This is a genomic window from Anabaena sp. CCY 9910, from assembly GCF_963920875.1.
Lineage (GTDB): Bacteria > Cyanobacteriota > Cyanobacteriia > Cyanobacteriales > Nostocaceae > Trichormus > Trichormus variabilis.
This window is the reverse complement of sequence record NZ_CAWUDJ010000027.1, coordinates 13,038-35,893: the sequence shown is the minus strand read 5'-3', so window position 1 is coordinate 35,893 and position 22,856 is coordinate 13,038. Positions and strand designations below refer to the sequence as shown.

The 22,856-nt window shown below is 40.4% G+C and carries 23 protein-coding genes; 9 read left to right on the top strand and 14 right to left on the bottom strand.

Translation table 11 applies throughout. The features are described from left to right. Positions 1-32: 32 nt before the first annotated feature. The 5 genes from ACM5QX_RS19000 to ACM5QX_RS18980 form a co-directional block, all read right to left on the bottom strand. Complete coding sequence (locus ACM5QX_RS19000) at positions 33-1,427, bottom strand: AtzE family amidohydrolase (RefSeq protein WP_414754942.1); 1,395 nt, start codon at positions 1,425-1,427, stop codon at positions 33-35. Further along, complete coding sequence (locus ACM5QX_RS18995; RefSeq protein ID WP_414754941.1) at positions 1,424-1,612, bottom strand: DUF4089 domain-containing protein; 189 nt, start codon at positions 1,610-1,612, stop codon at positions 1,424-1,426. The genes ACM5QX_RS19000 and ACM5QX_RS18995 overlap by 4 nt, the downstream gene beginning before the upstream one ends. 6 nt (positions 1,613-1,618) lie before the next feature. Beyond that, positions 1,619-1,966: a DUF952 domain-containing protein gene (locus tag ACM5QX_RS18990; RefSeq protein WP_414754940.1), complete on the bottom strand. Its 348-nt coding sequence runs from the start codon at positions 1,964-1,966 to the stop codon at positions 1,619-1,621. Between the two features lie 3 nt (positions 1,967-1,969). Further along, positions 1,970-2,656 carry an HAD family hydrolase gene (locus ACM5QX_RS18985; RefSeq protein ID WP_414754939.1) on the bottom strand — a complete coding sequence of 229 codons (687 nt, stop codon included), beginning with the start codon at positions 2,654-2,656 and terminating at the stop codon, positions 1,970-1,972. A 121-nt stretch (positions 2,657-2,777) separates the two neighbouring features. Beyond that, entirely contained in the window at positions 2,778-4,289 is a 1,512-nt protein-coding gene (locus tag ACM5QX_RS18980; RefSeq protein WP_414754938.1) for a thioredoxin-like domain-containing protein, read from the bottom strand. Between the two features lie 322 nt (positions 4,290-4,611). Between ACM5QX_RS18980 and ACM5QX_RS18975 the strand changes: the two genes are divergently transcribed. Further along, a complete protein-coding gene (locus ACM5QX_RS18975) occupies positions 4,612-5,910 on the top strand; it encodes a diguanylate cyclase domain-containing protein (protein ID WP_414754937.1) in 1,299 nt (432 codons plus the stop codon). Positions 5,911-5,954: 44 nt separating this feature from the next. Next, complete coding sequence (locus tag ACM5QX_RS18970; RefSeq protein WP_414754936.1) at positions 5,955-6,515, top strand: sugar O-acetyltransferase; 561 nt, start codon at positions 5,955-5,957, stop codon at positions 6,513-6,515. Here ACM5QX_RS18970 and ACM5QX_RS18965 read toward each other — a convergent pair. Further along, the gene (locus ACM5QX_RS18965) at positions 6,512-6,892 is read right to left on the bottom strand and encodes a calcium-binding protein (RefSeq protein WP_414754935.1); all 381 of its coding nucleotides are present in this window, start codon (positions 6,890-6,892) and stop codon (positions 6,512-6,514) included. The genes ACM5QX_RS18970 and ACM5QX_RS18965 overlap by 4 nt on opposite strands. Positions 6,893-7,250: 358 nt before the next feature. Here ACM5QX_RS18965 and ACM5QX_RS18960 point away from each other — a divergent pair, with 358 nt between their 5' ends. Continuing rightward, complete coding sequence (locus ACM5QX_RS18960) at positions 7,251-7,622, top strand: hypothetical protein (protein WP_414754971.1); 372 nt, start codon at positions 7,251-7,253, stop codon at positions 7,620-7,622. 82 nt (positions 7,623-7,704) lie between these two features. On the opposite strand, the gene ACM5QX_RS18955 is transcribed toward ACM5QX_RS18960, so the two are convergent. Further along, positions 7,705-8,676: an RsmB/NOP family class I SAM-dependent RNA methyltransferase gene (locus ACM5QX_RS18955; protein ID WP_414754934.1), complete on the bottom strand. Its 972-nt coding sequence runs from the start codon at positions 8,674-8,676 to the stop codon at positions 7,705-7,707. A gap of 192 nt (positions 8,677-8,868) precedes the next feature. Between ACM5QX_RS18955 and ACM5QX_RS18950 the strand changes: the two genes are divergently transcribed. Further along, positions 8,869-10,299 (top strand): DUF2157 domain-containing protein, encoded by a 1,431-nt coding sequence (locus tag ACM5QX_RS18950; RefSeq protein ID WP_414754933.1) that lies wholly within the window; start codon positions 8,869-8,871, stop codon positions 10,297-10,299. 173 nt (positions 10,300-10,472) lie between these two features. Beyond that, complete coding sequence (locus ACM5QX_RS18945; RefSeq protein ID WP_011320370.1) at positions 10,473-11,192, top strand: GDYXXLXY domain-containing protein; 720 nt, start codon at positions 10,473-10,475, stop codon at positions 11,190-11,192. Here ACM5QX_RS18945 and ACM5QX_RS18940 read toward each other — a convergent pair. The 3 genes from ACM5QX_RS18940 to ACM5QX_RS18930 form a co-directional block, all read right to left on the bottom strand. Then, a complete protein-coding gene (locus ACM5QX_RS18940; protein ID WP_414754932.1) occupies positions 11,189-11,431 on the bottom strand; it encodes a hypothetical protein in 243 nt (80 codons plus the stop codon). The genes ACM5QX_RS18945 and ACM5QX_RS18940 overlap by 4 nt on opposite strands. A gap of 150 nt (positions 11,432-11,581) precedes the next feature. Then, a complete protein-coding gene (locus tag ACM5QX_RS18935) occupies positions 11,582-12,346 on the bottom strand; it encodes a circadian clock KaiB family protein (RefSeq protein WP_414754931.1) in 765 nt (254 codons plus the stop codon). Between the two features lie 170 nt (positions 12,347-12,516). Then, positions 12,517-13,812, bottom strand: coding sequence for a type IV pilus twitching motility protein PilT (locus ACM5QX_RS18930; protein WP_414754930.1), 1,296 nt, complete (start codon positions 13,810-13,812; stop codon positions 12,517-12,519). 704 nt (positions 13,813-14,516) lie between these two features. Here ACM5QX_RS18930 and ACM5QX_RS18925 point away from each other — a divergent pair. Next, a complete protein-coding gene (locus ACM5QX_RS18925) occupies positions 14,517-14,891 on the top strand; it encodes a hypothetical protein (RefSeq protein ID WP_414754929.1) in 375 nt (124 codons plus the stop codon). A gap of 174 nt (positions 14,892-15,065) precedes the next feature. Next, the gene (locus ACM5QX_RS18920) at positions 15,066-17,234 is read left to right on the top strand and encodes a DEAD/DEAH box helicase (RefSeq protein ID WP_414754928.1); all 2,169 of its coding nucleotides are present in this window, start codon (positions 15,066-15,068) and stop codon (positions 17,232-17,234) included. 77 nt (positions 17,235-17,311) lie between these two features. On the opposite strand, the gene ACM5QX_RS18915 is transcribed toward ACM5QX_RS18920, so the two are convergent. The 4 genes from ACM5QX_RS18915 to ntrB all read right to left on the bottom strand — a co-directional run bounded on the left by ACM5QX_RS18915 (position 17,312) and on the right by ntrB (position 21,025). Then, complete coding sequence (locus tag ACM5QX_RS18915; protein ID WP_414754927.1) at positions 17,312-17,896, bottom strand: pentapeptide repeat-containing protein; 585 nt, start codon at positions 17,894-17,896, stop codon at positions 17,312-17,314. A gap of 32 nt (positions 17,897-17,928) precedes the next feature. After that, the gene (locus ACM5QX_RS18910; RefSeq protein WP_414754926.1) at positions 17,929-19,212 is read right to left on the bottom strand and encodes a CmpA/NrtA family ABC transporter substrate-binding protein; all 1,284 of its coding nucleotides are present in this window, start codon (positions 19,210-19,212) and stop codon (positions 17,929-17,931) included. An 87-nt stretch (positions 19,213-19,299) separates the two neighbouring features. After that, positions 19,300-20,091: an ABC transporter ATP-binding protein gene (locus ACM5QX_RS18905; protein ID WP_414754925.1), complete on the bottom strand. Its 792-nt coding sequence runs from the start codon at positions 20,089-20,091 to the stop codon at positions 19,300-19,302. A gap of 112 nt (positions 20,092-20,203) precedes the next feature. After that, complete coding sequence (ntrB, locus tag ACM5QX_RS18900) at positions 20,204-21,025, bottom strand: nitrate ABC transporter permease (RefSeq protein WP_414754924.1); 822 nt, start codon at positions 21,023-21,025, stop codon at positions 20,204-20,206. A 113-nt stretch (positions 21,026-21,138) separates the two neighbouring features. On the opposite strand from ntrB, the gene ACM5QX_RS18895 reads away from it, so the two are divergent. Next, positions 21,139-22,023, top strand: a complete 885-nt coding sequence (locus tag ACM5QX_RS18895) for an SDR family oxidoreductase (RefSeq protein WP_414754923.1) — start codon at positions 21,139-21,141, stop codon at positions 22,021-22,023. Between the two features lie 291 nt (positions 22,024-22,314). Continuing rightward, positions 22,315-22,659 carry a hypothetical protein gene (locus ACM5QX_RS18890; RefSeq protein ID WP_414754922.1) on the top strand — a complete coding sequence of 115 codons (345 nt, stop codon included), beginning with the start codon at positions 22,315-22,317 and terminating at the stop codon, positions 22,657-22,659. Positions 22,660-22,856 lie beyond the last annotated feature (197 nt).

Sequence of the window (22,856 nt, the reverse complement as noted above, 5' to 3'; positions counted from 1 at the left end):
ATTGACTATTAACCACAGAAGAGTTTTTTAGTTCAGCGCGTAAGTCCCAAATTTACCGGACTCACGGCTGAAACTACACCTTGGGCTGCTAATACAGCCGCCACCTGTAGAATCAAAGCTTCATTGTATGGGGCGGCGATTAACTGCACACCCAGAGGTAAAGCATTTGAACACTGGATTGGTACTGATAAAACTGGTAAACCAATAAAAGATAAGGGTTGAGTGAACAATCCTAAGTGGGGACGCACTAGAATTTCCTCCCCATCTAAAATCATTGTCTGTTGACCAATTAGCGGTGCTGTAATGGGTGTGGTAGGGGCAAGAATTACATCAACATTCTGAAAAACTTCACGGATGCGATCGCGGTACCATTGCCGAAAGCGTTGTGCTTGTATATACCAATTACTGGGAATTAATGCCCCGGCTAAAAAGCGATCGCGCGTTGCGGGGTCAAAGTCTTGGGGACGTGTTCTTAATTTATCTAAGTGTAAATTTGCTCCTTCGCTGGCGGTAATTACAAATGCGGCTGCCCTAGCGCGGTGGGCTTCTGGTAAAGTTACGTAATTGGTGACGTTTAAAGCATTGGCTACTTCCTGCACGGCTGCTAATGCTGCCGATGTTGCCCCTTTTTGGAAATAATCGTCAGCGATCGCTATTCTGATCTGAGAGATATCTTGATGCAGTTGCGGTAAAGTGGGGTTTACAGGTCGTTGAGTGCAGATAGGATCGCGATCGTCCTCTCCTTGGAGAATATCAAATATTGTGGCGATATCCCCAACCGAACGGGCAAAGGGGCCGATGTGGTCAAAACTACTAGAAAATAAAGTCACCCCACCACGAGACAAACGCCCATAAGTCGGTTTAAAACCAAACACACCACACAACGCCGCCGGGACACGAATAGAACCGTTAGTATCAGAACCCAAGGTAAAAGGAACCAACCCAGCCGCCACCGCCGCCGCCGAACCGCCAGAGGAACCCCCAGCCACTCGCTGTAAATCATGGGGGTTACGGGTAACACCATAATGGGAATTTTCTGTAACAAATCCGTAGGCGTACTCATCCATATTTAAAGCGCCTACCAACACCGCACCAGCTTGTTTCAGCTTGGCTACTGCGGTTGCATCTCGACTAGCTGGCGGATTTTCGGCATTGATTTTCGCACCCGCCAAAGTTGTTAAACCAGCGATATCAAATAAGTTTTTCACAGCAAAAGGCACACCAGCCAGTAACCCAGGATCATTACCTGCGGCTATTTCCCTATCAATACGTGCTGCATCCGCCAAAGCCGTTTCCCTAGTTACAGCCGTAAAACAGTTCAGTTCTACATCCTGTGCTGCTATCCGCGCTAAAGCAGCCTGCGTCACCTCTACGGCGGTAACTTTGCCCTCACGTATAGCCTTAGCGATGGAGACAGCATCATTCATGGTTCAAAGACAGGGGCGGGTTCTATTGCTTCTGGTAGTGGAAATGAGTTAACAAGTTGAGCGATCGCTTTTATTCTCTCAAAATTTGCCACCACCCCATCCCGATACTCATCTTTTATCGGCAAATCCAACAGCAACGCCGTTTGTTCAACATACGCACCCAACACTTGATCTTTCATCTCCATACTTATCTACCCTAAACTTACAACCTCTGGCGGCAACTCAAACAACCCATTTTCCCCAGGCTCAAAATCAATCACCTGATACACAGCATCAAGATTCAATTCGCCATAAATATGGGGAAATAAATCACCATCAGCCGCCTCATAACGAATTTCTGGTTTAACTTGATCAGCATCAATAAAAAGTAATACTAATTCCGTTTGGTGATGAAAAAACCTATTGGCAACCTTGAGTATTTGTGTTGCTTGAGAAGAGTGAATAAATCCTTCCGCATCCAGCGAATCAGCATGGTAGCTGCCGACATTTTTTGCTTGTTCCCATTGTTGACGTTTGGCGATATGGAGAATAGTATTCATAGTTTATTCAGGTATTTTCGCTATTTTTAATAGCTTAAGAAAATTAGTTGAATCAATAAAATCTTCCACTATATTTTCAACGCCCGCATTAAGTAAAATGTTGTCTAATTTATTTTCCCTGCCAATAAAAGCAATATTGAGATTGTAAGCTGTTGCCACATCCCACACACCATCACCAACAAAAACGATTTTTTGAAATTCTCTGACTTGATAAATTTCTTTAGATTTGGAAATTGCACAATTGATAATATCTTCTCGTGTAATTCCATCATCAGATGAAGCAAGGGGAATACCCTGTATATTTAAGTTTGCTTTTTCTAATTTCAAGATTGCAGAATTATACCAACCACCAGTTGCGATCGCCACGCACCAATCTTGATTTACCTGTAATTCAGCTAATATTTGTCCAGAACCAAGAATTTCGTCGAATAAATTGGGGTTTTCATGAGATGATTTTTGCAATAAATTAACAAAACATTTTTTAACATTTTCTAATTCCATTTGTGTTGGTAATTGACCTAACTTTTCTATGAAAATTTCTTGTGCAATTCCTGAATCTGTGACGTTGGTATATTTAGCCCAACTGGAACTAATATTAGTAAAACCAAACTCTAATTCAAAAGCGCTGATAAAGCAATCTGAATCAATATTGTTTGAATTAATTAATGTACCATCAATATCAAAAATCACTAATTGCATAGGCTAGACTTTGACTATAATAATATTTTCTTTGACATTTCACGCAGAGACGCAGAGGCACAGAGAAAACTTTGCGCCTACCTGCGAGAATGACTTAGTTGAATGCGCGAACTTAAAAGTTATTGGGAATACAAACATCAGGCGCACATAAACCATTAAATTGCATCGTCGTCACTTCTAAAGTACGCAAATCCACACGGCGAATTAAATGATTATTCGTATCACTAATATACAAGTATGAATCTATCGCACTCAAGCCGGAAGGTTCAAAAAAGCGCGTGTTTTTACCTTGACCATTTTGTAACCCAGCCGAACCATCTCCCAGGATAGTTTGACAATTACCAGTATGAGGACTAACTAATTTAATTTTGTGGTTGTATGTATCTGCTACCCACAAATAATTTTGAAAATATTCCACCCCTAAACAATGCTGTAAGCGGACATTTTCACCCTGTCCATCGACATCACCAAAACCGAACAAACCACCACTACCACAAACGGTTCTGACTTGCTGAGGTTCCACCAGTCCTACACCACGAATGGAACTGATTTCACTATCAGCAATGTATAATTCTTGTTTATTAGTAGTAATTCCACTAGGTTGGGCAAAAACTGATTCTGTAAGGGAACCATCAAAACAACCTTCTGCACCTGTACCTGCATAGGTTTTGACAACGCCGCTTGGTAAATCCATTTGCCAAATTTGATGGATTCCTGCCATTGCAATGTATAAACTATTTCCAACCTTCACCAAATCCCAAGGGGAGTTTAAAGCAGCTTCTAAACCAGCACCCGTGTGTGGTTGAATATTGCGGCTTTGTTCACCTGTCCCTGCAATGGTTTCTACTGTTTGCTGCTGAATATCAACCCGTCTCACAGCATGATTTTCTGTGTCAGCGACGTAGAGAATTTGATTTTCGTTATCAAATGCCATTCCTTGGGGCGCGGAAAATTGGGCTTCCTGAAAATTACCATCAGTTAATCCTGACTTTCCGTTACCGATTAAATGCAGAATCTCGCCGTTGAAGTCACTCACAACTATGCGGTGATGTCCAGAGTCGGCGACGAATAACCCGGTTGGGGTGGCTAGGACTTTACCGGGAAAGGCTAGAGGTGTAATTAATGGTTGACGCTGTTTTTCTAGAGTTAGGCTAAGTTGTTGGAAATTAATTGCGCCTTGATGTTCTTGTATGACTTGTGTAATTAATTGGTCTAACTTATCTCGATTTCCTTCACCAGAAACGTAGCCAATTACATAACCTTTGGGGTCGATAACCATTAAAGTAGGCCAAGCACGTACAGCATACTCTTGCCATACACGAAAACCTTTGTCTACTAATACTGGGTGTTCAATATCGTAGCGTAATATAGCTTGGCGGATGTTTTCGGTTTCTTGTTCGTTGTCGAATTTGGCAGAATGGACACCAATAACTGTGAGGCTATCCTTGTATTTTTGTTCCAGATATTTCAAATCTGGCAGAACGTGGAGACAGTTTATACAACAGTAAGTCCAAAAATCTAAAATTACAACTCTACCTCTAAGTTGCTTAATAGACAAAGGTCGTTCAGTATTCAACCAAGAATAATTTTGCGGTAGTTCTGGCGCTCTTACACGGGGAATCATAAATATTTTTGGAATTGTTGGATTTACAAAGATTATGGTATCCAATATGCCTATTGGTCATATTTTTGTAACAAATAAGATACAAAAAATAGTTTTATTAAAAATGAAGATTTTATCTACATCAGATAATTGCACTTATTTTTTTATTTGCTGAACATCAGGAAAATTTGCCAGCAATTAACATAATCTTCAATCTTAAATCAAGAGTTTATTCAAGCAACTAACCGATATTTTAGAGATTGATTATCATAGAATAAATAACTTTCAGATTAAGTTGATGTTAACAACAATATCTGAACCTTAGCAAACAGGTAATTTTAACATGGTCTCCCGCAAAATCCTAGTTGTTGAGGATGAAGCAGCCCTGGCGCTAAATATTAAAAATAGTTTACAAGTATTGGGACATAATGTTCTGGAGATTACAAATTCACCTCAAGAAGCAATTAAAAAAGTAGCAGAGAAGTACCCAGATTTAGTATTATTTGATATCCGTTTATCTGGAGAAATTAACGGGATACAAGTAGCAAATATTATTCAAGATGATTTTCACATACCAGTGTTATGTATAATTGAGTATTCACAATATTTAGAATTGCACAATAAACACCTAGATGAGTCTTTTGCTTATCTGTTAAAGCCATTTGCAGAAAAAGATTTACATCTTGCAGTAGAAATGGCTTTAAAGCAGTATCAAATTCACAAAAGATTACAGGAGGAGACAGCAAAAAAAGCAGCCATTATTAATAGTATGGGCTGTGGAGTAATTGTTACCTTTACTAATGGTCAGATTCAAATGATGAATCCAATGGCGGAAAAACTTACGGGTTGGATGCAGCATGAAGCTTTTGGCAAAGATTTAGCCGAGGTGGTGAATCTAGTTGATAAGGATATGGACGAGGTAATTGATAATTTGGCTACACAGGCGATGCAGACTGGTGAGATTGTCAATTTACCCGAAAACTGTACGCTGATTTCTAAGGATGGTAAAGAGATACCGATAGGAGATAAGATTGCACCTATCCGAGATAATACGGGCAATATTACTGGGGCAGTTTTAGTTTTTCAAGACATCACTCAACGCAAACAGTCGGAGGTGCAATTACTCCGCAATGCTTTTTATGATGGACTGACGACGCTACCCAATCGAATTTTATTTTTAGACCGCCTCAAACAAGCAATTGAACGTAGTAAACGCCGCAGTGATTATCGTTTTGCTGTGTTGTTTTTAGATTTAGATGGTTTTCAGGGAATTAACGATCGCTTTGGACACGGAATGGGAGATGATTTTTTAGTAGCGATCGCTCATAGATTAGAATCCTGTGTACGTAGTGGAGATACTGTAGGGCGATTTGGCGGTGATGAATTCGCCGTGTTGTTAGAAGATATTCGAGACGTTAACGACGCTATCAACGTAGCCAAACGCATCCAAGATACCTTAGGATTACCCCTAAACTTAAATGGACATCAAATATTTACCACAGCCAGCATCGGTATTACTCTCAACGCTGGTAGTTATGATGAGCCAGAAAACCTATTAAGAGATGCAGACCATGCTATGTTCCGTGCTAAACAGCAAGGTAAAGCCCGTTATGGCGTATTTAATAAAGCTAATAATTGTTAGTTTCTTGTGAGGGTGGTAATTGGTAATTGTTAATAATTATATATATGGAAAAAACCGAAAAACAAAAAATGCTTGCAGGTGAATTATACCTAGCAGATGATCCAGAATTAGCAGTGGAGAGTAAACGAGCTAGTCGCCTGTTGCGAATGTATAACGCCACAACCGAAGAACAACCAGAACAACGCAGGCAAATTTTACAAGAATTATTTGCCCAGATAGGCGAAAAAATCACCATAGTACCACCGCTTCATTGTGATTATGGTAGCAATATATACGCAGGCAGTGGAGTGTATATGAACTACGGTTGTGTAATTTTAGATTGCAATAAAGTAGAAATCGGGGAAAATGTCTTGTTAGCGCCCTACGTGCAGATTTATACTGCTTACCATCCCACAGAACCGGAGATTCGTCTATCTGGAAGAGAATTGGCTGCCCCAATTAAAATTGGTCATAACGTCTGGATTGGTGGTGGTGTAATTATTTGTCCAGGGGTAACAATTGGGGACAATACCACGATTGGGGCTGGGAGCGTAGTTGTAAAAGACATCCCTGCTAACGTTGTAGCCGTTGGCAATCCTTGTCGGGTAATTCGCAATTTAGCCTAAAATTTATACCCCCTAGCTAACCAATATAACCAATCAGCGATCGCTTCTTTAGTGTCATCATCCGCATCAGTAACCTCTATATCCGAAAGCTTGGCAGTATATACATCCTCTTCGTTACCGTTGAGATAAGCAACTTCTACATACATATCCTTCAAACACTCATCCTCTGGAGCCATACCCAATACCTCAACAGGTTTCTCTTCAATAGGTGGGTTTTTGCGAGACTTCTTCTTCCACTTACCCACAAAGGGGAACTCCAAAGTATCATCCAGATAGTAGTACCAACCCATTGCTCTTTCTTCTTTATCTTCCGCATCGACAATAATCTCTGTTTCGATGCGATTCTCTCTGTTTTCGTCGCGTTCTACACTAGCCATAAAACAAAGACCCTGGTTAATATACAGTTTGATATAGTAGCCTGTTGAGCAATATCTGTCGATAAGTTAAGGTGTCTGTAAGTATTTTCACTTTGTCACATCTCCGACTATAGCCCCGACTTCTTCAAGAAGTCGGGGATGTGACCAGTTCCAATAATACATAACAGGAATTTAAAAAACTTCCTTGGTCTAGAAATAATTTATAACTTGTGTCAGATGAATTAATAGTTTTTTATCGTTAACTTGAAGTTACAGTGAAAGCTTTGATTAAATTTCGCTGCTGACTCGGACTGTAGAGACGACTAAGAAAGTACTACAAGCGTGAAGAGTCTTCACAGCAAATAAATGGAGTATGATGATGACAAATTTATTTTCTAAGGTAATCACTCATATCAAGTTTCTATTTCAAGATTTTCAAGTAAAGCGTTTTTTAGCGATCGCCTTAGTTGGTTTTTTAGTACTAACCACCAGCCTAAACTCCAGCATTGATTCTGGACGTAGTAGCGATGCGGTAACTAGAAGGCTTGATAAAGTCTTACATCAAGATGACGCTGATAGACCCAAAACCACTGGAGAATGGAATAGAGAAGCGCGTCAAACAGAAGATGCTCCTGGTGAAAGAGCGAAAAGAATTGCCAAAGAATCTGGAGAAGCAGTAAAACAATTCGGTTCAGTTTACCCAGATACCGCTAAGAGGAGCGCTGAGGACTTACAAGATAATAACCGATAGACGAATTATCCTCTAATACAACCTCAAGGGACACAAACATTGTGTCCTTTGATAATTTGTATATTCATTAATCATCCTGACTTCATTGGGGTACAAGGGGTGAGAATTTTTGAATAATACCTAAATCACCTAAAATCTGTGGATCTAATTCTTTAACTTCTCCAATTTCAGTATTTTTAAAAAGTACAGTAAACGCCCCAGCGCCTAGTTTATCTTGGGGGAATAACCGATAACAAGGAATATTTGTTAAGTGGGACTGATACTCTTGCAAATGATTAATCATCACTGCTTGAAACTGGGGAAAACGTGACAGAAACCATTCACATACCTGCTCATTCTCTTCAGGGGAATAAGTACAAGTCATATAAGCAAGATAACCTTGTGGGGAAACAATTTGTGCAGAATTAGCGATGATTCTTTTTTGGCGATTTGCACTCTTGTTAATAGCAGTAGGATGAAAACATCCGGGTGCTTTCTCTCCTTTTGCTAATAGAGATTGCCCTGTACAGGGGGCATCAACTATAACTAAATTACTAGATAAAGGAATATTTTCAGCAAAAATACTAGAATCTCTATTAAATATAATAGAAGGGCTAATTTGACAACGTTTTAAATTAGAAATTAACATTCCTAAACGTTTACCAATCACTTCATTACAAATGATTAAATCTGGGTGTAAAGCTTGCCAGGCAAAAACACTTTTACCGCCAGGAGCAGCGCACATATCAAAAACTAAGCTTACTGATTGAGGAATCGTTAATAAAATAGACGCTGCAAATACAGATGAAAAATCTAAACAATAGAAATATCCTTGATGATGTAAGGTATGCTGTCCGGGTTTTTCTCCCAGGTGCAGACGCTCAACAAATTTCGGTTGCCAACTTAGCGGAGATTCTACGGAAAAAGGTGAATTATCAGGCTGATTCTGACACCACAGAATACAGGGATTAAAAGGCTGAGGAGCAACTAACGCATCGATAAATTTTTCTTGTTTATCAGGATTTTCAAACAAACGTCGTGCGAGTTTAAGCAGTAAGTTCGATGGTTTTTCCATTAGTAAAACGGTAACAGGAGAACAACGCTTAGAAGTGGCTTGGCTTCATAATACTAGGGAATGGGGAATGGGAAGAGGTAGAGGAGAAGAGAACTGTTGACTGTTGACTGATGACTGTTGACTAATGACTAAATAACTCCATGCGTAAATCCGAAATGATGGGCAAATTACCCTAGCGCAGTGGAGAGGGTTATGATTTTTGACAATTTTCAGCGAAAATTGCGACGAGATGCGGAATTGTGGCGTGATGAAGGAATAATTAGTGCTTCGCAGTATCAACAAATTGCCGATCGCTATAAATTTAAGAATCTAGAGATTGCTGCACGCGATCGCTTTATGATGATAGCGATCGCTATTGGCGGTGTCTTGTTGGTTGTAGGTGTCTTCACCTTCGCGGCCGCTAACTGGTTTTCTTGGTCACGAGAAGTCAAATTCATCTTGATGATGAGTTTATTTTTCTTTGTGAGTATCACAGGTTTTTACACCTGGAGAGAGCCGACACTTAAGAACAAAGAAGGAAAAAAGCCCCAGCAGAGTAAGCGCTTCTTAGGTGAAGCGTTATTAATTTTTGCGGCTTTTATCTTGGGTGCAAACCTCATCCTCATGGCGCAGATTTTTAATATCACCGGTTCTACTCCGGAACTATTTATCGCCTGGGGATTTGGGGTTTCCTTCATGGCTTACAGCCTATCCCTTAATTCCTTGGGAATAATGGCTATTATCCTAGTACAGATTGGCTACTGGGCTGGACTAGGAGATTTATGGTACTCTTCAGGGGAATGGGGTTGGGCGCGGCTAGCAGTCCGCCATATGCCATTGATATCATGGCTATTGTTTGTCCCCCTGGCTTACTTTTGCCGTTCGCGGTGGATTTTCTTCTTAGCAGCCATCTTCTTTGCTAGTTCCCTGCAATTCAACCTCAACCCTCTACCATTGCTAAACTTTTCTGACGTAGCTCCTTGGGTGGCATCTTTTGCATTAGCACTGCCTCCTGCCATATTCTGGAGTTATGACGATCTGTTATTCCCCACCATAAATTATCGACTATTTCAACCCCTAGCGCGTAACTTAGCCTTAATCGCTTTTGGCTTAGTCTTTTATGCCCTTTCCTTTCGTTGGCAATGGCAAGGATTGTCTTACAACTCCTTTGGGTCAACGGGTAACAGCAACTTTTCTTCTGTCTCCGTCATTGATTTGGGGATTCTCAGTGGTCTTGCAGTATTGCAATGGTTATTTCTCCTACGTCAAAGAAGTAACCCCCCCCGCCGGGAAGTTGTTTTTAATACTACTTGGATTGCCACTTTCTTGGGCTTTATCGTCGTAGTACCATTTTGGCATCAAGCCATCAACCGCATTGGCGACCTCGGCAGTTTTATTTTCAACGTGCTTTTAGCTGTGCTGTCCTGGGGATTCATTCAGGAGGGGCTGAAGTTAAGTGACCGACGCTCCTTTTGGGGCGGTATGCTATTGTTAACTTTACTAGTAATTAGTCGGATGTTAGAGTACGACACCGATTTACTATTTAGGTCAATGGTTTTCTTGATGTGCGGTTCCATCTTAATCAGTACCGGAATGTGGTTTGAAAATCGCCTCACCGGTTCTTCTAACAAGAAGTCAAGTTGATGGAATCGCAAAGAAATGAGGGAGCAAAAATTCTGAAATTTTGCGAAAAGTTCTGTAGGCGGGTTTCCCGCCGTAGGAAACTTTTCAAGACGAATTTTGAATTGACTACTCCCCACTCTGCGTAAGTCCTATGTCCGCTTTCCCAAAACCCCATTACTTGTAGGACTAGGCTTATGGCAAGTGAATCCTCCGAATCGGGCAAAAGTAAAACTTTGTCCCCCGAAGCAGAATTTTCTAAAAAGCTGACTTTTCGTGATTATTTGGCTGCTACTGAACAAAAAAGCAACCAACCTTTACCTTTTTGGCGGTTATTGTTGCCCTTAATTTTGCAAACAGGGCTAATCTTATCAGTACCCACTCAAGCCATGTACACCAACCTCACAGGTAGAGAGGTAATATTACAAACTTTACCTGCTGACCCTGATAATGTGTTGCGAGGCTATACTCTCAATTTGGATTACAACATATCTCGTGTTTCTAGTTTGCGGCGACTTCCTGGTTGGGATGAGTTAGTTAGAAGAAATCGGGGAAGGAGTAGACAGCTACTTGAGGGAACTAACTTATATGTAATTTTGCAAGAACAACAATCTTTTGGTCGTGGTACTCCTAGAGCTTGGCGACCTGTGCGTGTGAGCAACAATTTACCTATGTCCCTCCGAGATAATCAAGTAGCGTTGAGAGGGGTTTACCAGAATGGCTTTATTAACTATGGTGTGGAATCATACAACGTGCCAGACGAGCAACGCCAGCAGTTAAATAACGACATTTTCCGGGCTGCTCGTCAGACTAGAAATGGACAGTTGCGACCACTAGCTGTAAAAGTCAAAGTAGACCCACAGGGTAATGCTGTACCTATGAGTCTATGGGTGCGCGATCGCAATTATCGTTTTTAGTCTTCGTGATGACGCACATTCCATGCTACACCGAAGGCTGCTCCGGCTCCGGCTAATAAGCCTGTACTCATGCCCTCTACCGTTTTTTGGATTGGGTTTTGAGTCAAGCACTCATTTGTCACCTTATCGGCTTGCAAGCAAAGAGTACTCTGGGCCCAACTAGTGGTTCCCCCTAAAATTACACCCGTTACACTACAAGAAGCCACGAGCAGCAAGAGGCGTTTGGTTTTCCTATCCATAGATGGATGTGTCAAAGGTTCAAGATATTAAACATTCCTCAACTACTTTACACATCCACAATGTTTCTGTCAGCTGATGGGAAAAATTTATCGAGGGTTCCATAAAATGCACTGAAGAACAGTAATTCTTTGGTAGTCTTGTCAAAAACTTTAGCCATTATCTATAGCACCTAACATTTGTAATATTTTGTCGGCGTTGTCCAAGTCACCAACCATGCGCCGAATTGGCAAAGGCCAAACTTTCACTAAGGTGGGAGTGGCGGAAACCTGATCAATTTCTGCCTGTTCCGGATTAGTTAAGACATCAATCACCTTCATAGTGTAAGGATATCCTAGCGATCGCTCCAATAGTTCATGCAGATTTTTCAAAATCCGTTCTGTATTCGCACTATGTCCAGCCACAAATAACCGTAAAACATAAGTTTTAAGTGGTGCTTTTTGGACTGTGATAGCCGGTGGATAATATTTGGGAGCCTGTTCAGATAAGTCTAGGTTGACAATTAAATCATGGTCTTCCCATAGTTGGGGAAATGAAGAGCGATAAGTTGATAATACCAGGCGATCGCACAAACCCTCTTGCCAAGGAGCAGGTTGCCAAACCAAATCTCCCGTGCTAAAAATAGCATTCAACACAGCTTGATGTTTCAGTATTCCAGGGGAAGCTTCGGCGAATGTTTTCACCTGTTGCGTCTGAGGGTCTAACCAATGGTCAACCGTCGCTGTATAGCAGGGGACTAAAAAATGAGGCGGTTCCGGTAAGTCTAAAATTTCCTGCAATGCAGCACACAAATGGGAATGCCATCGACCTTGCTTATTAGGGTCGATGCAATAAATTAAATCGCCTCCCGGTGTAAACAAGGCGATACCCTTGTATAACCGAGGTACAGGTAAGTTATCTGGAGTCGATTTAGTCACAAGCTCCCACAACTGAACGGTAATTAGGTTAGGACTTACACAAGTGTTATGGATTTTTCATTAAGGGTATCAATAGTCAATAGTCCAAAGTCAATAGACCAATGACTAATGGCCACTTGTGTTTGAGTGTACCAGTTGCGTAAGTCTTAACCCTCTATCTTTTACCGTATCTAAACTCGTCCTCGCAGGAACTGAGCCATTTCGTTAGGAGTTGGTGACATTTCCAGCGCAGTTTCTTCAGTGATGCGGCCTTCTTGATAGAGATTGAGCAAAGATTGATTCATCGTCACCATCCCATCAAAACTAGCTTGCTTCATCAGTTCGCTAATTTCATCATATTTACCATCCTTAATCCATTCCTTGATGGCTTCAGTATTAATCAAAATGTCGTGGAAAGCTGCCCGCTTACCATCAGTTGTGCGACACAACCCTTGAGCAATCACCGCTACCAAAGACTCTGCTATGGCTATTCGCATAGCATCCTGTTCTTCACCTGAATATAAATTGAGAATCCGTTCAATAGTTTTTACTGCACTATTGGTGTGTAAGGTTCCCATTACCAAGTGACCAGTTTGAGCCGCTTTCAGTGCTGTATTGACGGTTTCTTTATCCCGCATTTCCCCCACCAGAATCAAGTCTGGGTCTTCCCGCAAAGCCGCTTTTAAAGCATTATCAAATTTACGGGTGTGCATTCCCACTTCCCGTTGCTTAATCAAAGACTTACGGCTTTGGTGAACGAATTCTACAGGGTCTTCAATAGTAATAATGTGCTTAGGCATTTCTCGATTAATGTAATCAATCATTGCCGCCATTGTTGTAGATTTACCAGAACCAGTCGGGCCTGTCACCAAAATTAAACCTTTGTGAGTGTGACAAACATCCCGAAATACTGGTGGTAATCTCAACTGGTCAATAGATAGTATTTTCAATGGAATCAACCGCAAAACCATCGAATAGCCTTTGAGAGAATCAAAGACATTAATCCGTACACGAGCAAATTCGTACTGAGTTGCACCATCAAATTCCAAATGCTCTTGGAAGCGTTGAATTTCTGGCTCAGTCATGATTTCCCGTAACCAACTCATAAAAGTTGCTTTATCGGTTTCGGGATATTCAGTCGGGTTAATTTCACCTCGGTTGCGGTAGCGGGGAACTTCACCAACACCCAAGTGAATATCCGAATAGCCATTATCAAAAGCTTCTCTAATAATCTGTGCCAAAGTTAAAGGCGAATCATTAGATGGGTTTGAAACCGATGGCGGTGTCCCAGGACGATGAGCCGCACTAGGTGGTGGAGGTGGTGAAGGTTGGTTTGCACTCCTATTAACTGATGACATATCCAACGTTTGTGTATGCTGCCTTTGGGTAATTAACGATGGTGGCGGTGGTAATGGTGGCGGTGGTACAGGCGGTATATTACGTGAAGCAACGGGATGGGAAGTTGATTGGGACTGGGATTCCGTCATATATCTTTATGATTTTGTAGTTATCAACTAGAAACAGCAAAAAACTCTCGTCAAGGTTCTCATAGCGTTGGCAAGCGGCATTACAGATACCTTATTGCTAAAAACCTTTAAGTAACACTTCATTACAAAGCCCTTTCTACTTTGTATTTTTTATAACTATCAAATAAAAACAGAAATTCTACGCTACATCTATATAAACTGGTTTAACCTAAGCGTTTCAATAACAACATCAGCGAATACGCTTACAAGTATTAGTATTTTTTAGTACAAATAAAATTTTATAAATAGTTTAATCAGCGTAAATGAGAAAGCTACGACTGAGTTAGCCATAACTTACTAGCAATTCACAGCAAAATCATCTGTAGATAATTTGTCTAGCGCCACAAGAGAATTATGAGAGACAAATCGATTTTGCATAAGAAATGTTAAGCAAAATCTAAGTCAAGGGTTTGTAGTGGACTTTTTCAGGCATGGCTTTTGTGTTCTACTCCTCAAGACAGATACTGAAAGCTAGATTAATCATGAAATGTAAATCCGGCTTTACATTCATCATTGAAAAAAATTAATTGTAAAGTTTAATAAATAAATGCTCATTTTCTCAGATGGGTTTTATATACTGAAACTTCATTAAAGTAATCAGTTTATTTCATCAAATCGAAATATTACTGAATACCAAACTCACTGTGTATTTAGGAGGAAAAGTCATGGTTTCGGCTCAGAGCTCTAATCTCGGAAAGACCTACTCCTTGTTGGTTATCAAAAGCTTTTTGATATGGACTTTTACGCTGGCAGTGTGCTTGTTGGTTGTGGGTTTTCCATTGGTAGTTTTGATGGCTACGGTCGGATGTCTGTTGTCAATTGTGTTGCAATCTGTAATGCCTGTCAGTGCGGTTTTATTCGTAGCAGGCAGCTTAATTATGTTTAATGTGATGGCAGTTTTGATAGCTGCTGGTGTGCTGACCGTTAAAGGTGTACATCCCACAGAAATTAAATGGTTAAGCTGGTTGCACGGAGAAGAAGAGCAAATGGAAAGCACAGTCTATGCTTCCTGCCCTCTTACTTGTGACATCAAAATTTAAATTTCTCACCACAAATTCGACAAACAGTACATCTGCCCGGTCAAGCCGGGTTTTTTCATGTCTATATTTGGGATTGGGGACAACAGACGCGATGAATATTTCGGACAGACGGGATTTATCGCGTCTCTAACAAAAAAATAATTGTACAGACGCGATTCATCGCGTCTCCAAATAATGACTAATGCCTTCAACAGACTTGCGCCTTTTATTCAAGAATATATTTATCATCATCAGTGGACTGAATTAAGACCTGTTCAAACGGCAGCTTGTGAGGTGGTATTTGACACCGATGCTCATCTATTAATTGCCGCCGCCACAGCTGCGGGGAAAACAGAAGCTGCTTTTTTACCCGTTCTAACTCTGTTACACAACAACCCCGCCAGCACCATCGGCGCACTATATATAGGCCCTATCAAAGCTTTAATTAATGACCAATTTGCACGCCTCAATGATTTATTAAGACTAGCAGACATCCCGGTTTACCATTGGCATGGTGATGTGGCGCAAAGTCGCAAAAATAAACTTCTACAAAATCCCCAAGGGATTCTCCAAATTACACCAGAATCTCTAGAAAGTTTATTAGTCAATAAACATAAAGAAATATTACGTTTATTTGGCGATTTAAGATTTGTAGTTATTGATGAAATCCACGCCTTTATGGGTTCGGAACGTGGTTGTCAGATTATTTGTCAATTACAGCGTTTGGCAAATTTAACCAAAACCCAACCCCGCCGCATTGGTTTATCAGCAACTTTGGGTGATTATTCAATGGCGGAAGAGTGGCTGCGTTTGGGAACTGATAAACAAGTAATTACGCCAAAGGTGGAAGCTGGAAAACGCCAAATTAAATTAGCCTTAGAACACTTTTATATTGCGAATGATGTAGATGAATCAGAAGCCACAGCCTACGAAAAATATATTTTTAATCTGAGTCAATCTCGCAAATGTTTAATTTTCGCAAACAATCGTACACAAACTGAATCAATAATTGCTTCTTTGCGACAAATTGCCAACCAAGAAGCACAGCCAGATATATATCATGTACATCATGGGAGTATATCTGCTAGCTTACGACAAGTGGCAGAAAATGCTATGCGCGAACCCCATAACCCGGCGGTGACTGCGGCAACTCTGACTTTAGAGTTAGGTATAGATATAGGTCATTTAGAACGAGTTATTCAATTAGAATCACCCCTTTCTGTAGCAAGTTTTTTACAACGTTTGGGGCGTGCGGGTAGAAGGGGTGAGGCTGCTGATATGCGCTTTATTTGTGCTGAGGAGGAAATTTCCCCAGAAGCACCTTTACCAGAGCAAATTCCTTGGCAACTGTTGCAGTGTATAGCGATTATTCAACTTTATTTAGAAGAACGTTGGATTGAACCGATTAAGCCAATTAAATATCCTTTGAGTTTGTTATATCACCAAACCATGAGTATTTTAGTGGCAGTGGGGGAAATTTCCCCTGCTGCTTTAGCTAAACAGGTTTTGAGTTTACCCCCATTTGCGGCTATTTCTCAGGAAGATTTTAAGTTACTGTTGCGTTATTTAATTGATATTGGTCATATTCAACATACTGAACAGAATAAATTAATTCTGGGTTTAGCTGGTGAAAGAATAGTAGGTAAATTTCAGTTTTATGCTGTGTTTGCAGATAACAAAGAATATACGGTTAAACAAGGTACAAAGGAAATTGGTAGTATCGCTACACCGCCAGTTGTTGGTAAACAGTTTGCTTTAGCAGGGGTAACATGGGAAGTTACAGAAGTTGATTTCAAAAAAAGAGTAGTGATAGTTAAGCAAGTGGCAGGTAAAGCTACAAGTTATTGGCGCGGTGGTAGCGGTATGATTCATACTAAAGTTTTGCAAAAGATGCGCCTTATTTTATTGGAAGATAAGGAATATAGCTATTTGCAAAAAAATGCTCTCCAACGTTTACGAAAAGTTCGTGAATTGGTAAAAGAAGTTGGCTTGGATAAGCAGTATATTTTGCAGTTAGAAAAAGGTAGGTGCTGTATCTTTCCTTGGATGGGTACTGTGGCTTACCGTACATTAGAAAGATTACTAAATAATTTTTGTCGAGAGTCTTTGGAAATTAGTAGTATTGGTGGGGTAAATCCCTATTATTTGACAATTAAGTTAGGTAAGGGGAAATTTAAAAATCTTCAGCCAGAGATTGTCTCTTTGTGTGAACAAAGAATTATGAGCGAAGATTTGATAAGTTCGGCAGAAGCACCAGAGATGCAGAAGTATGACGAGTTTATTCCTCATCCACTGTTGCGGAAAGCTTTTGCTTATGACTATTTGGATATGGATGAAATGAGAAGGGTAATTGGTAATTGGTAATGTGTGGGGTTGCTAGTTACCCGACATCTTCAAGAAGTCGGGTAACTGAGCGAAAACGCTTGCTATGAACTGATAAATTAGGGACAGAATAATGTGTCGCGGGTTTCTCTTCCCGTAGTGGGATTAGTGCCTTTGGCAACTTTACATAATTTTTTCTGCTCATCTGGGCGTAAGAGTACATCGGTGAAGTCTGCACCGTCAATGATTGCTCCATCAAATTTGGTGCTGGCGGCGAAGGCTCCTTCTAATACTGCATTTGTTAAGTTGGCTCTGATGAGACGAGCAGAATCTAAGGTGGCGTTTGTCAGGTTTGTTCCTTCTAAATTAGCTGATTCTAAATTGGCGGCGAAGAAGCTAACACCAGTTAAATTAGATTTACTAAAGTTGCTCTGACGCAAATTAGCTTTGGTAAAACTCGCATCTGTTAAATCGCGTCCTGAGAAGTCGGCTTCAATTAATATTTCTTTGTTGTAATCAAGGGCGAAAGCTGGGGGCGTAAAACCGACAATTGTGATTATGCCGCATAGTCCCCAAAGTAATAAGCTAAGTATGCTGAGGCTGAGTGGTTGAAATTTTTTCTGGTCTAGACCGAGTAGAGTTTTGGTTAAGTCGGCTAGGTAATGCAATATACGATCGCTTAATTTACTTAATTTCAATTTCATGATACTTTTACCCAATGGCGAACCCTCCTTCATCACATTATCCTGATCTTGGGCGCATTGAGATAAGCTTGGGGATTTTCTGGATTAAATTCTAAGCCATTAAAGAATTTCTCTACCCCCCGTGATGTACTGGCGGGAATCGCTGACTCTTGACCGATGAATTTAGCAGCTTCTCGCCACAAATCTTCACGATTGACCGTATCAATTAGGGGTTTGGTGTCAAAATCGGGGGAACGATAACCCCAGCGCATATCTTCAATGAGAAACCATAAATCATGACTCTTGAAAGGATAGGAAGCATTTTCCCGCCAATACTTGATGGCATGGGGGCTATTTTCCACTATCCGCCCATTACCATAATCAAATTTACCTAAGAGGCGATCGCGGATCAAGTCACTTTTCACGCCAATCCATTGCCGTTGTGACACTATTTGGAATAGTTCCTCTTTATTTTCTGGCTTATCACACCAAATTTGCGCCTCTAAAAATGCCGCCAGCATCGCTTTTGCCGCCTTGGGATATTTATCCACCCAATCAGCACGTAGGGTAAAGGCTTTCTCTGGGTGATTAGGCCACAACTCACCAGTTGTCACAGTTGAGTAACCAAGCCCTTGTTTAATTAATCGGTGATGCCAAGGGTCAACCACACAGAAGGCTTCCATACTACCACTACGCATACTTGCAACCATCTGTGGAGGCGCAATCACAATTACTGATAAATCACGGTCTGGGTCTATTCCACCATAAGCCAACCACCAACGCATAAAAAAATCACCCGTTACTCGGCGATAAGGGACTGCACAACGCACAGTTTCTCCAGCTTTGGTTTTTTGGGCAAAGGTTGATTTTAAGGGAGAACTATCTATACTCAGGTTTAAATTTTTGTAGCTATTAGCAACTGATATCCCTTGTCCGTTCACATTCATTCTGGCCAAGATATACATGGGGATTTTTCGCCCATAGCTAATTTCCCCGGTAGCCATGAGGTACACCATCGGAAACAGCAAATGCCCACCATCTAACCCCTCATCGGCTGCACCTAACATGAGTTTGTCGCGCATGACTGCCCAGGAAGGTTGTTTGACAACATTAATATCGGGCATTCCATGTTTAGCAAAAAACCCTTTGGCTTTGGCAATAATTAAAGGACAGCAGCTAGTAACAGGTAAAAATCCCAGTGTAGCTGTGGTTACTTCTGGAGTATCACTATAGCCAGCATAAACGCCGGAATGTAACTGAGTTTTGGCAATAGTGGCATGAGTCAGTGCAGCTGCACCGGCAGTTGTGATAAATTGTCGCCTGTTAAATTTTGGCATATTAACTCTGGGAGAATTTAAAGGACAATTTTTCAACGCAAAGGTACGCAGAGTTTTGCTAAAGTTAGTTTGCTAGGAATGAAGTGTCTAGACTTGTAAGCGTTTAGCTTGTTCTTGACCTTGTAAAAACTGCATTAGTTGTTGGCGTAGGTGATGATATTGGGGACTATCTCGAATTTCTAGAGAACGGGGATGTTCAAAGGGGATATCTAATATTTGACCGATGGTTGCGGCTGGGCCATTTTTCAACATCACTACTTGATCTGAGAGTAATAATGCTTCATCTACATCATGAGTCACCATGATGGTTGTGATGTGGTAAATATCACAGATACGCATTAACTCTACTTGCAAGGAACCACGGGTGAGGGCATCTAACGCGCCAAATGGTTCATCGAGTAAGAGTAACTTGGGTTGCACAGCTAAAGCACGGGCTAAGGCCACGCGCTGTTTCATCCCTCCCGATAGTTGCGCTGGCTTTTTCTGGGCTGCGTCTTTTAAACCAACCATCTCTAGGTGAGAGGCGATAATCTCACGACGTTCATTTTTAGATTTCCGAGGCATGGCTTTATCGACAAACAAAGCCACATTTTCCCAAGCAGTGAGCCAGGGTAATAGGGAATAATTCTGAAATACTACCATGCGATCGCGGAATGGTCTTTTTACTAATTGACCATCAACTCGTACCTGACCTTGAGTTGGTTTTTCTAAACCCGCCACGATGTTTAAAAGCGTAGATTTCCCACACCCAGAATGCCCAATCAAAGAAACAAAATTTCCTTGCTGAATTTCTAAGTTGATATCTTTGAGAACAATATTGTTACTACCATCCTGAACAAATTCCTTTTTTATCTCCCTGATTTCTACGAAATTAGACATAGTATTTACTTTTAACTATTACCAATTACCTATTACCCATTACCAGCAGATGAATTGAACATAGAGTAAAATTACTCCGTTTACTACCTGCTTCCTCCCTACCGTCTATAACTTACTCTTGAGGAGTCACTTTTTCGGAAATATAGGCCATGATTTTGTCTAGCAATAAACCAACAGCACCCAAGTAAACAATTGCCAAAATCATTTCATGAATATTCGCATTGTTGTAAGCATCCACAATGAAAAAGCCAATTCCATCATCAGACAGCAACATTTCGGCGGCGACAACTGCTAACCATGATAGACCAATGGCAATTCTCAACCCGGTAAATATATAGGGTAAAGTTGCTGGTAACAAGATTTTGTAAAAATTTTCTAATGGTGATAAACCCAATAACTTAGAAACATTTCTATAATCTTTGGGAACAAGCTTGACACCTAATGCGGTATTGAGAATAATCGGCCAAATAGCAGTGATACAAATTACAAAAATAGCTGAAGGATTAGGTTTGAGAAATACCGCTTGTGCTAACGGTAGCCAAGCCAAAGGAGCAACAGGACGCAGTAATTGTATGAGTGGGTCGATGGCTTTTCTACAAAAGCTATTTAAGCTAATAATAAACCCGATGGGAATACCTATTAATGTAGCCAGCAAATAACCAACAACTACTCGCTTGAGACTAGCGAGAATTAACCAGAAAAAACCTTTATTATTACCACCTTTATAAAAAAACGGGTCTTTAATCAAATCCCAAGTATTGTTAATAACTGCAAGCGGCGACGGCAAAGATGTATCAGGACGCAAGCTTAAAAAGTGCCAGGATATCAAAAAGATACAAATACCAAATATAGAAGGAAATAACTGCGTTAGCCTTTGGTAGGACACTACTGCTATGCGCTGGATAAAATTTTTATACCTAGCTTGTGAGTACATTTATTTATAGCCTCAGGAAGTAATGATTCAGTAATTGAAAATATTCAAGTTGTTGAAACCATTAAGAGTATAATTTTTGCGTCCATCATCTCAATACACGTACTAGTTTCGATATGAAGAAGCTTTTAATTACTGGTGCTAGCGGTTTTTTAGGATGGCATCTTTGCCAAGCGGCGCAACAAGAATGGGAAGTTTATGGAACTTATTGCTCTCATACCTTATCTATTCTCGGTATAAAATTACTCAAGGTCAATTTAACAGATTTTTTAGAACTTAAACAAATATTTAATGAAATTAAACCAGATGCAGTCATACATACAGCTGCACAATCACAACCAAATTTTTGTCAAATCCATCCTGATGAATCATATACAATTAACGTCACTGCTTCTTGCAATCTTGCCGAACTTTGTGCGGCGGCTTCTATCCCTTATGCGTTTACATCCAGCGAACTAGTTTTTGATGGCGTAAATTCTCCTTATAAAGAAACTGACACCGTATGTCCTGTGAATATTTATGGTGAGCAGAAAGTCTTGGCTGAAGTGGGTATATTAGAACGTTATCCCATAGCAACAGTGTGTCGAATGCCTTTAATGTTTGGTAATGCTACACCTACAGCTAAAAGCTTTATCCAGCCATTCATTCAAACATTAAAATCTGGTCAAGAACTGACTTTATTTATAGATGAATTTCGTACCCCTGTCAGTGGTACAACAGCAGCTAAAGGGATTTTATTAGCATTAGAAAAAGTTAAAGGCATAATTCATTTAGGAGGCAAAGAACGAATTTCTCGTTATGATTTTGGGCATATATTAGCCGAAGTCTTTCAATTACCAACAGCAGGAATTAAAGCCTGTCTTCAACAAAATGTAAACATGGCAGCACCCAGACCAGCAGATGTTTCCTTAGATAGTTCTCAGGCGTTTGCCTTAGGTTATCACCCTCTATCCATCAAGTCAGAATTAGAGGCATTGCTCAATAAGGTAGGGAGGGACTAGTGAGATATGCAACTGCTCTTGGATTTAGCATACTAGGATGGGCGATCGCCTTTACACCCATTTATTTTTCTCAAAAATATTAAGCAATCCTTAAAGTTACGAGGAGATCACTTAAAGTAACATATTATTCGGTTTATTTTACAACAATATTACTTTTGTGAATGTCTGATTTCCTCAATGTTAGTTTTGATGCAAATCTTTGTTTGTCAAATCTAACTGATAGTAGAAGTTAAAAAGATAGTTTTTTGGAAAAATAGCTACGAGCAATAAAGAAGAATTGGGAACAAACTAATGAAAGCTAGAATTATTGCTGTTTTGGCGATCGCCCTATCTACTGCCAGCTTAGAAAGCCCGGTTCGCGCCCAGACACCAGCAACGCCAAACCCAAGTACGCAAGACTATAAGTTAACTGGTGACTCTCTAGAAGGCATTGGTAATAGGTCAGCACAGGATGACTTCTCACAATTCTTTAACACCAGTATTCCCACTAACAATATAAAAGATAATCAGAATGTTAGTGGATGGAGGTCAAATCGCTCAACCTCATTAGATACTCCAGTTTTATTACAGCCAGCACAAGAGTCAGTTAATGGTAATGATGGAGTGCAGGTACAGTTAGATTTAGGAAATCAGTGAAAAATTGTCAATAGTCAATAGTCAATAGTCAATAGTCAATAGTCAATAGTCAATAGCAATTCTCTCTTACACCCCTACACCCTTATACCCTTATACCCCTACACTCCTACACCCCTACACCCTTAATTAAATTCCCAAAAACCAATCTAAAGAATAATTCTGCAAGCAGTTTGCAGTAAAATTAGTCCTTTAGATAG

Coding starts and splice junctions, on each gene's coding strand:
- ACM5QX_RS18980 (WP_414754938.1), bottom strand. CDS start 4,289: ATGATTCCCCGTGTAAGAGCGCCAGAACTACCGCAAAATTATTCTTGG.
- ACM5QX_RS19000 (WP_414754942.1), bottom strand. CDS start 1,427: ATGAATGATGCTGTCTCCATCGCTAAGGCTATACGTGAGGGCAAAGTT.
- ACM5QX_RS18915 (WP_414754927.1), bottom strand. CDS start 17,896: ATGAAATTGAAATTAAGTAAATTAAGCGATCGTATATTGCATTACCTA.
- ACM5QX_RS18930 (WP_414754930.1), bottom strand. CDS start 13,812: ATGACGGAATCCCAGTCCCAATCAACTTCCCATCCCGTTGCTTCACGT.
- ACM5QX_RS18925 (WP_414754929.1), top strand. CDS start 14,517: ATGGTTTCGGCTCAGAGCTCTAATCTCGGAAAGACCTACTCCTTGTTG.
- ACM5QX_RS18995 (WP_414754941.1), bottom strand. CDS start 1,612: ATGGAGATGAAAGATCAAGTGTTGGGTGCGTATGTTGAACAAACGGCG.
- ACM5QX_RS18955 (WP_414754934.1), bottom strand. CDS start 8,676: ATGGAAAAACCATCGAACTTACTGCTTAAACTCGCACGACGTTTGTTT.
- ACM5QX_RS18950 (WP_414754933.1), top strand. CDS start 8,869: ATGATTTTTGACAATTTTCAGCGAAAATTGCGACGAGATGCGGAATTG.
- ACM5QX_RS18905 (WP_414754925.1), bottom strand. CDS start 20,091: ATGTCTAATTTCGTAGAAATCAGGGAGATAAAAAAGGAATTTGTTCAG.
- ACM5QX_RS18945 (WP_011320370.1), top strand. CDS start 10,473: ATGGCAAGTGAATCCTCCGAATCGGGCAAAAGTAAAACTTTGTCCCCC.
- ACM5QX_RS18975 (WP_414754937.1), top strand. CDS start 4,612: ATGGTCTCCCGCAAAATCCTAGTTGTTGAGGATGAAGCAGCCCTGGCG.
- ACM5QX_RS18940 (WP_414754932.1), bottom strand. CDS start 11,431: ATGGATAGGAAAACCAAACGCCTCTTGCTGCTCGTGGCTTCTTGTAGT.
- ACM5QX_RS18970 (WP_414754936.1), top strand. CDS start 5,955: ATGGAAAAAACCGAAAAACAAAAAATGCTTGCAGGTGAATTATACCTA.
- ntrB (WP_414754924.1), bottom strand. CDS start 21,025: ATGTACTCACAAGCTAGGTATAAAAATTTTATCCAGCGCATAGCAGTA.
- ACM5QX_RS18895 (WP_414754923.1), top strand. CDS start 21,139: ATGAAGAAGCTTTTAATTACTGGTGCTAGCGGTTTTTTAGGATGGCAT.
- ACM5QX_RS18910 (WP_414754926.1), bottom strand. CDS start 19,212: ATGCCAAAATTTAACAGGCGACAATTTATCACAACTGCCGGTGCAGCT.
- ACM5QX_RS18960 (WP_414754971.1), top strand. CDS start 7,251: ATGACAAATTTATTTTCTAAGGTAATCACTCATATCAAGTTTCTATTT.
- ACM5QX_RS18990 (WP_414754940.1), bottom strand. CDS start 1,966: ATGAATACTATTCTCCATATCGCCAAACGTCAACAATGGGAACAAGCA.
- ACM5QX_RS18965 (WP_414754935.1), bottom strand. CDS start 6,892: ATGGCTAGTGTAGAACGCGACGAAAACAGAGAGAATCGCATCGAAACA.
- ACM5QX_RS18920 (WP_414754928.1), top strand. CDS start 15,066: ATGACTAATGCCTTCAACAGACTTGCGCCTTTTATTCAAGAATATATT.
- ACM5QX_RS18890 (WP_414754922.1), top strand. CDS start 22,315: ATGAAAGCTAGAATTATTGCTGTTTTGGCGATCGCCCTATCTACTGCC.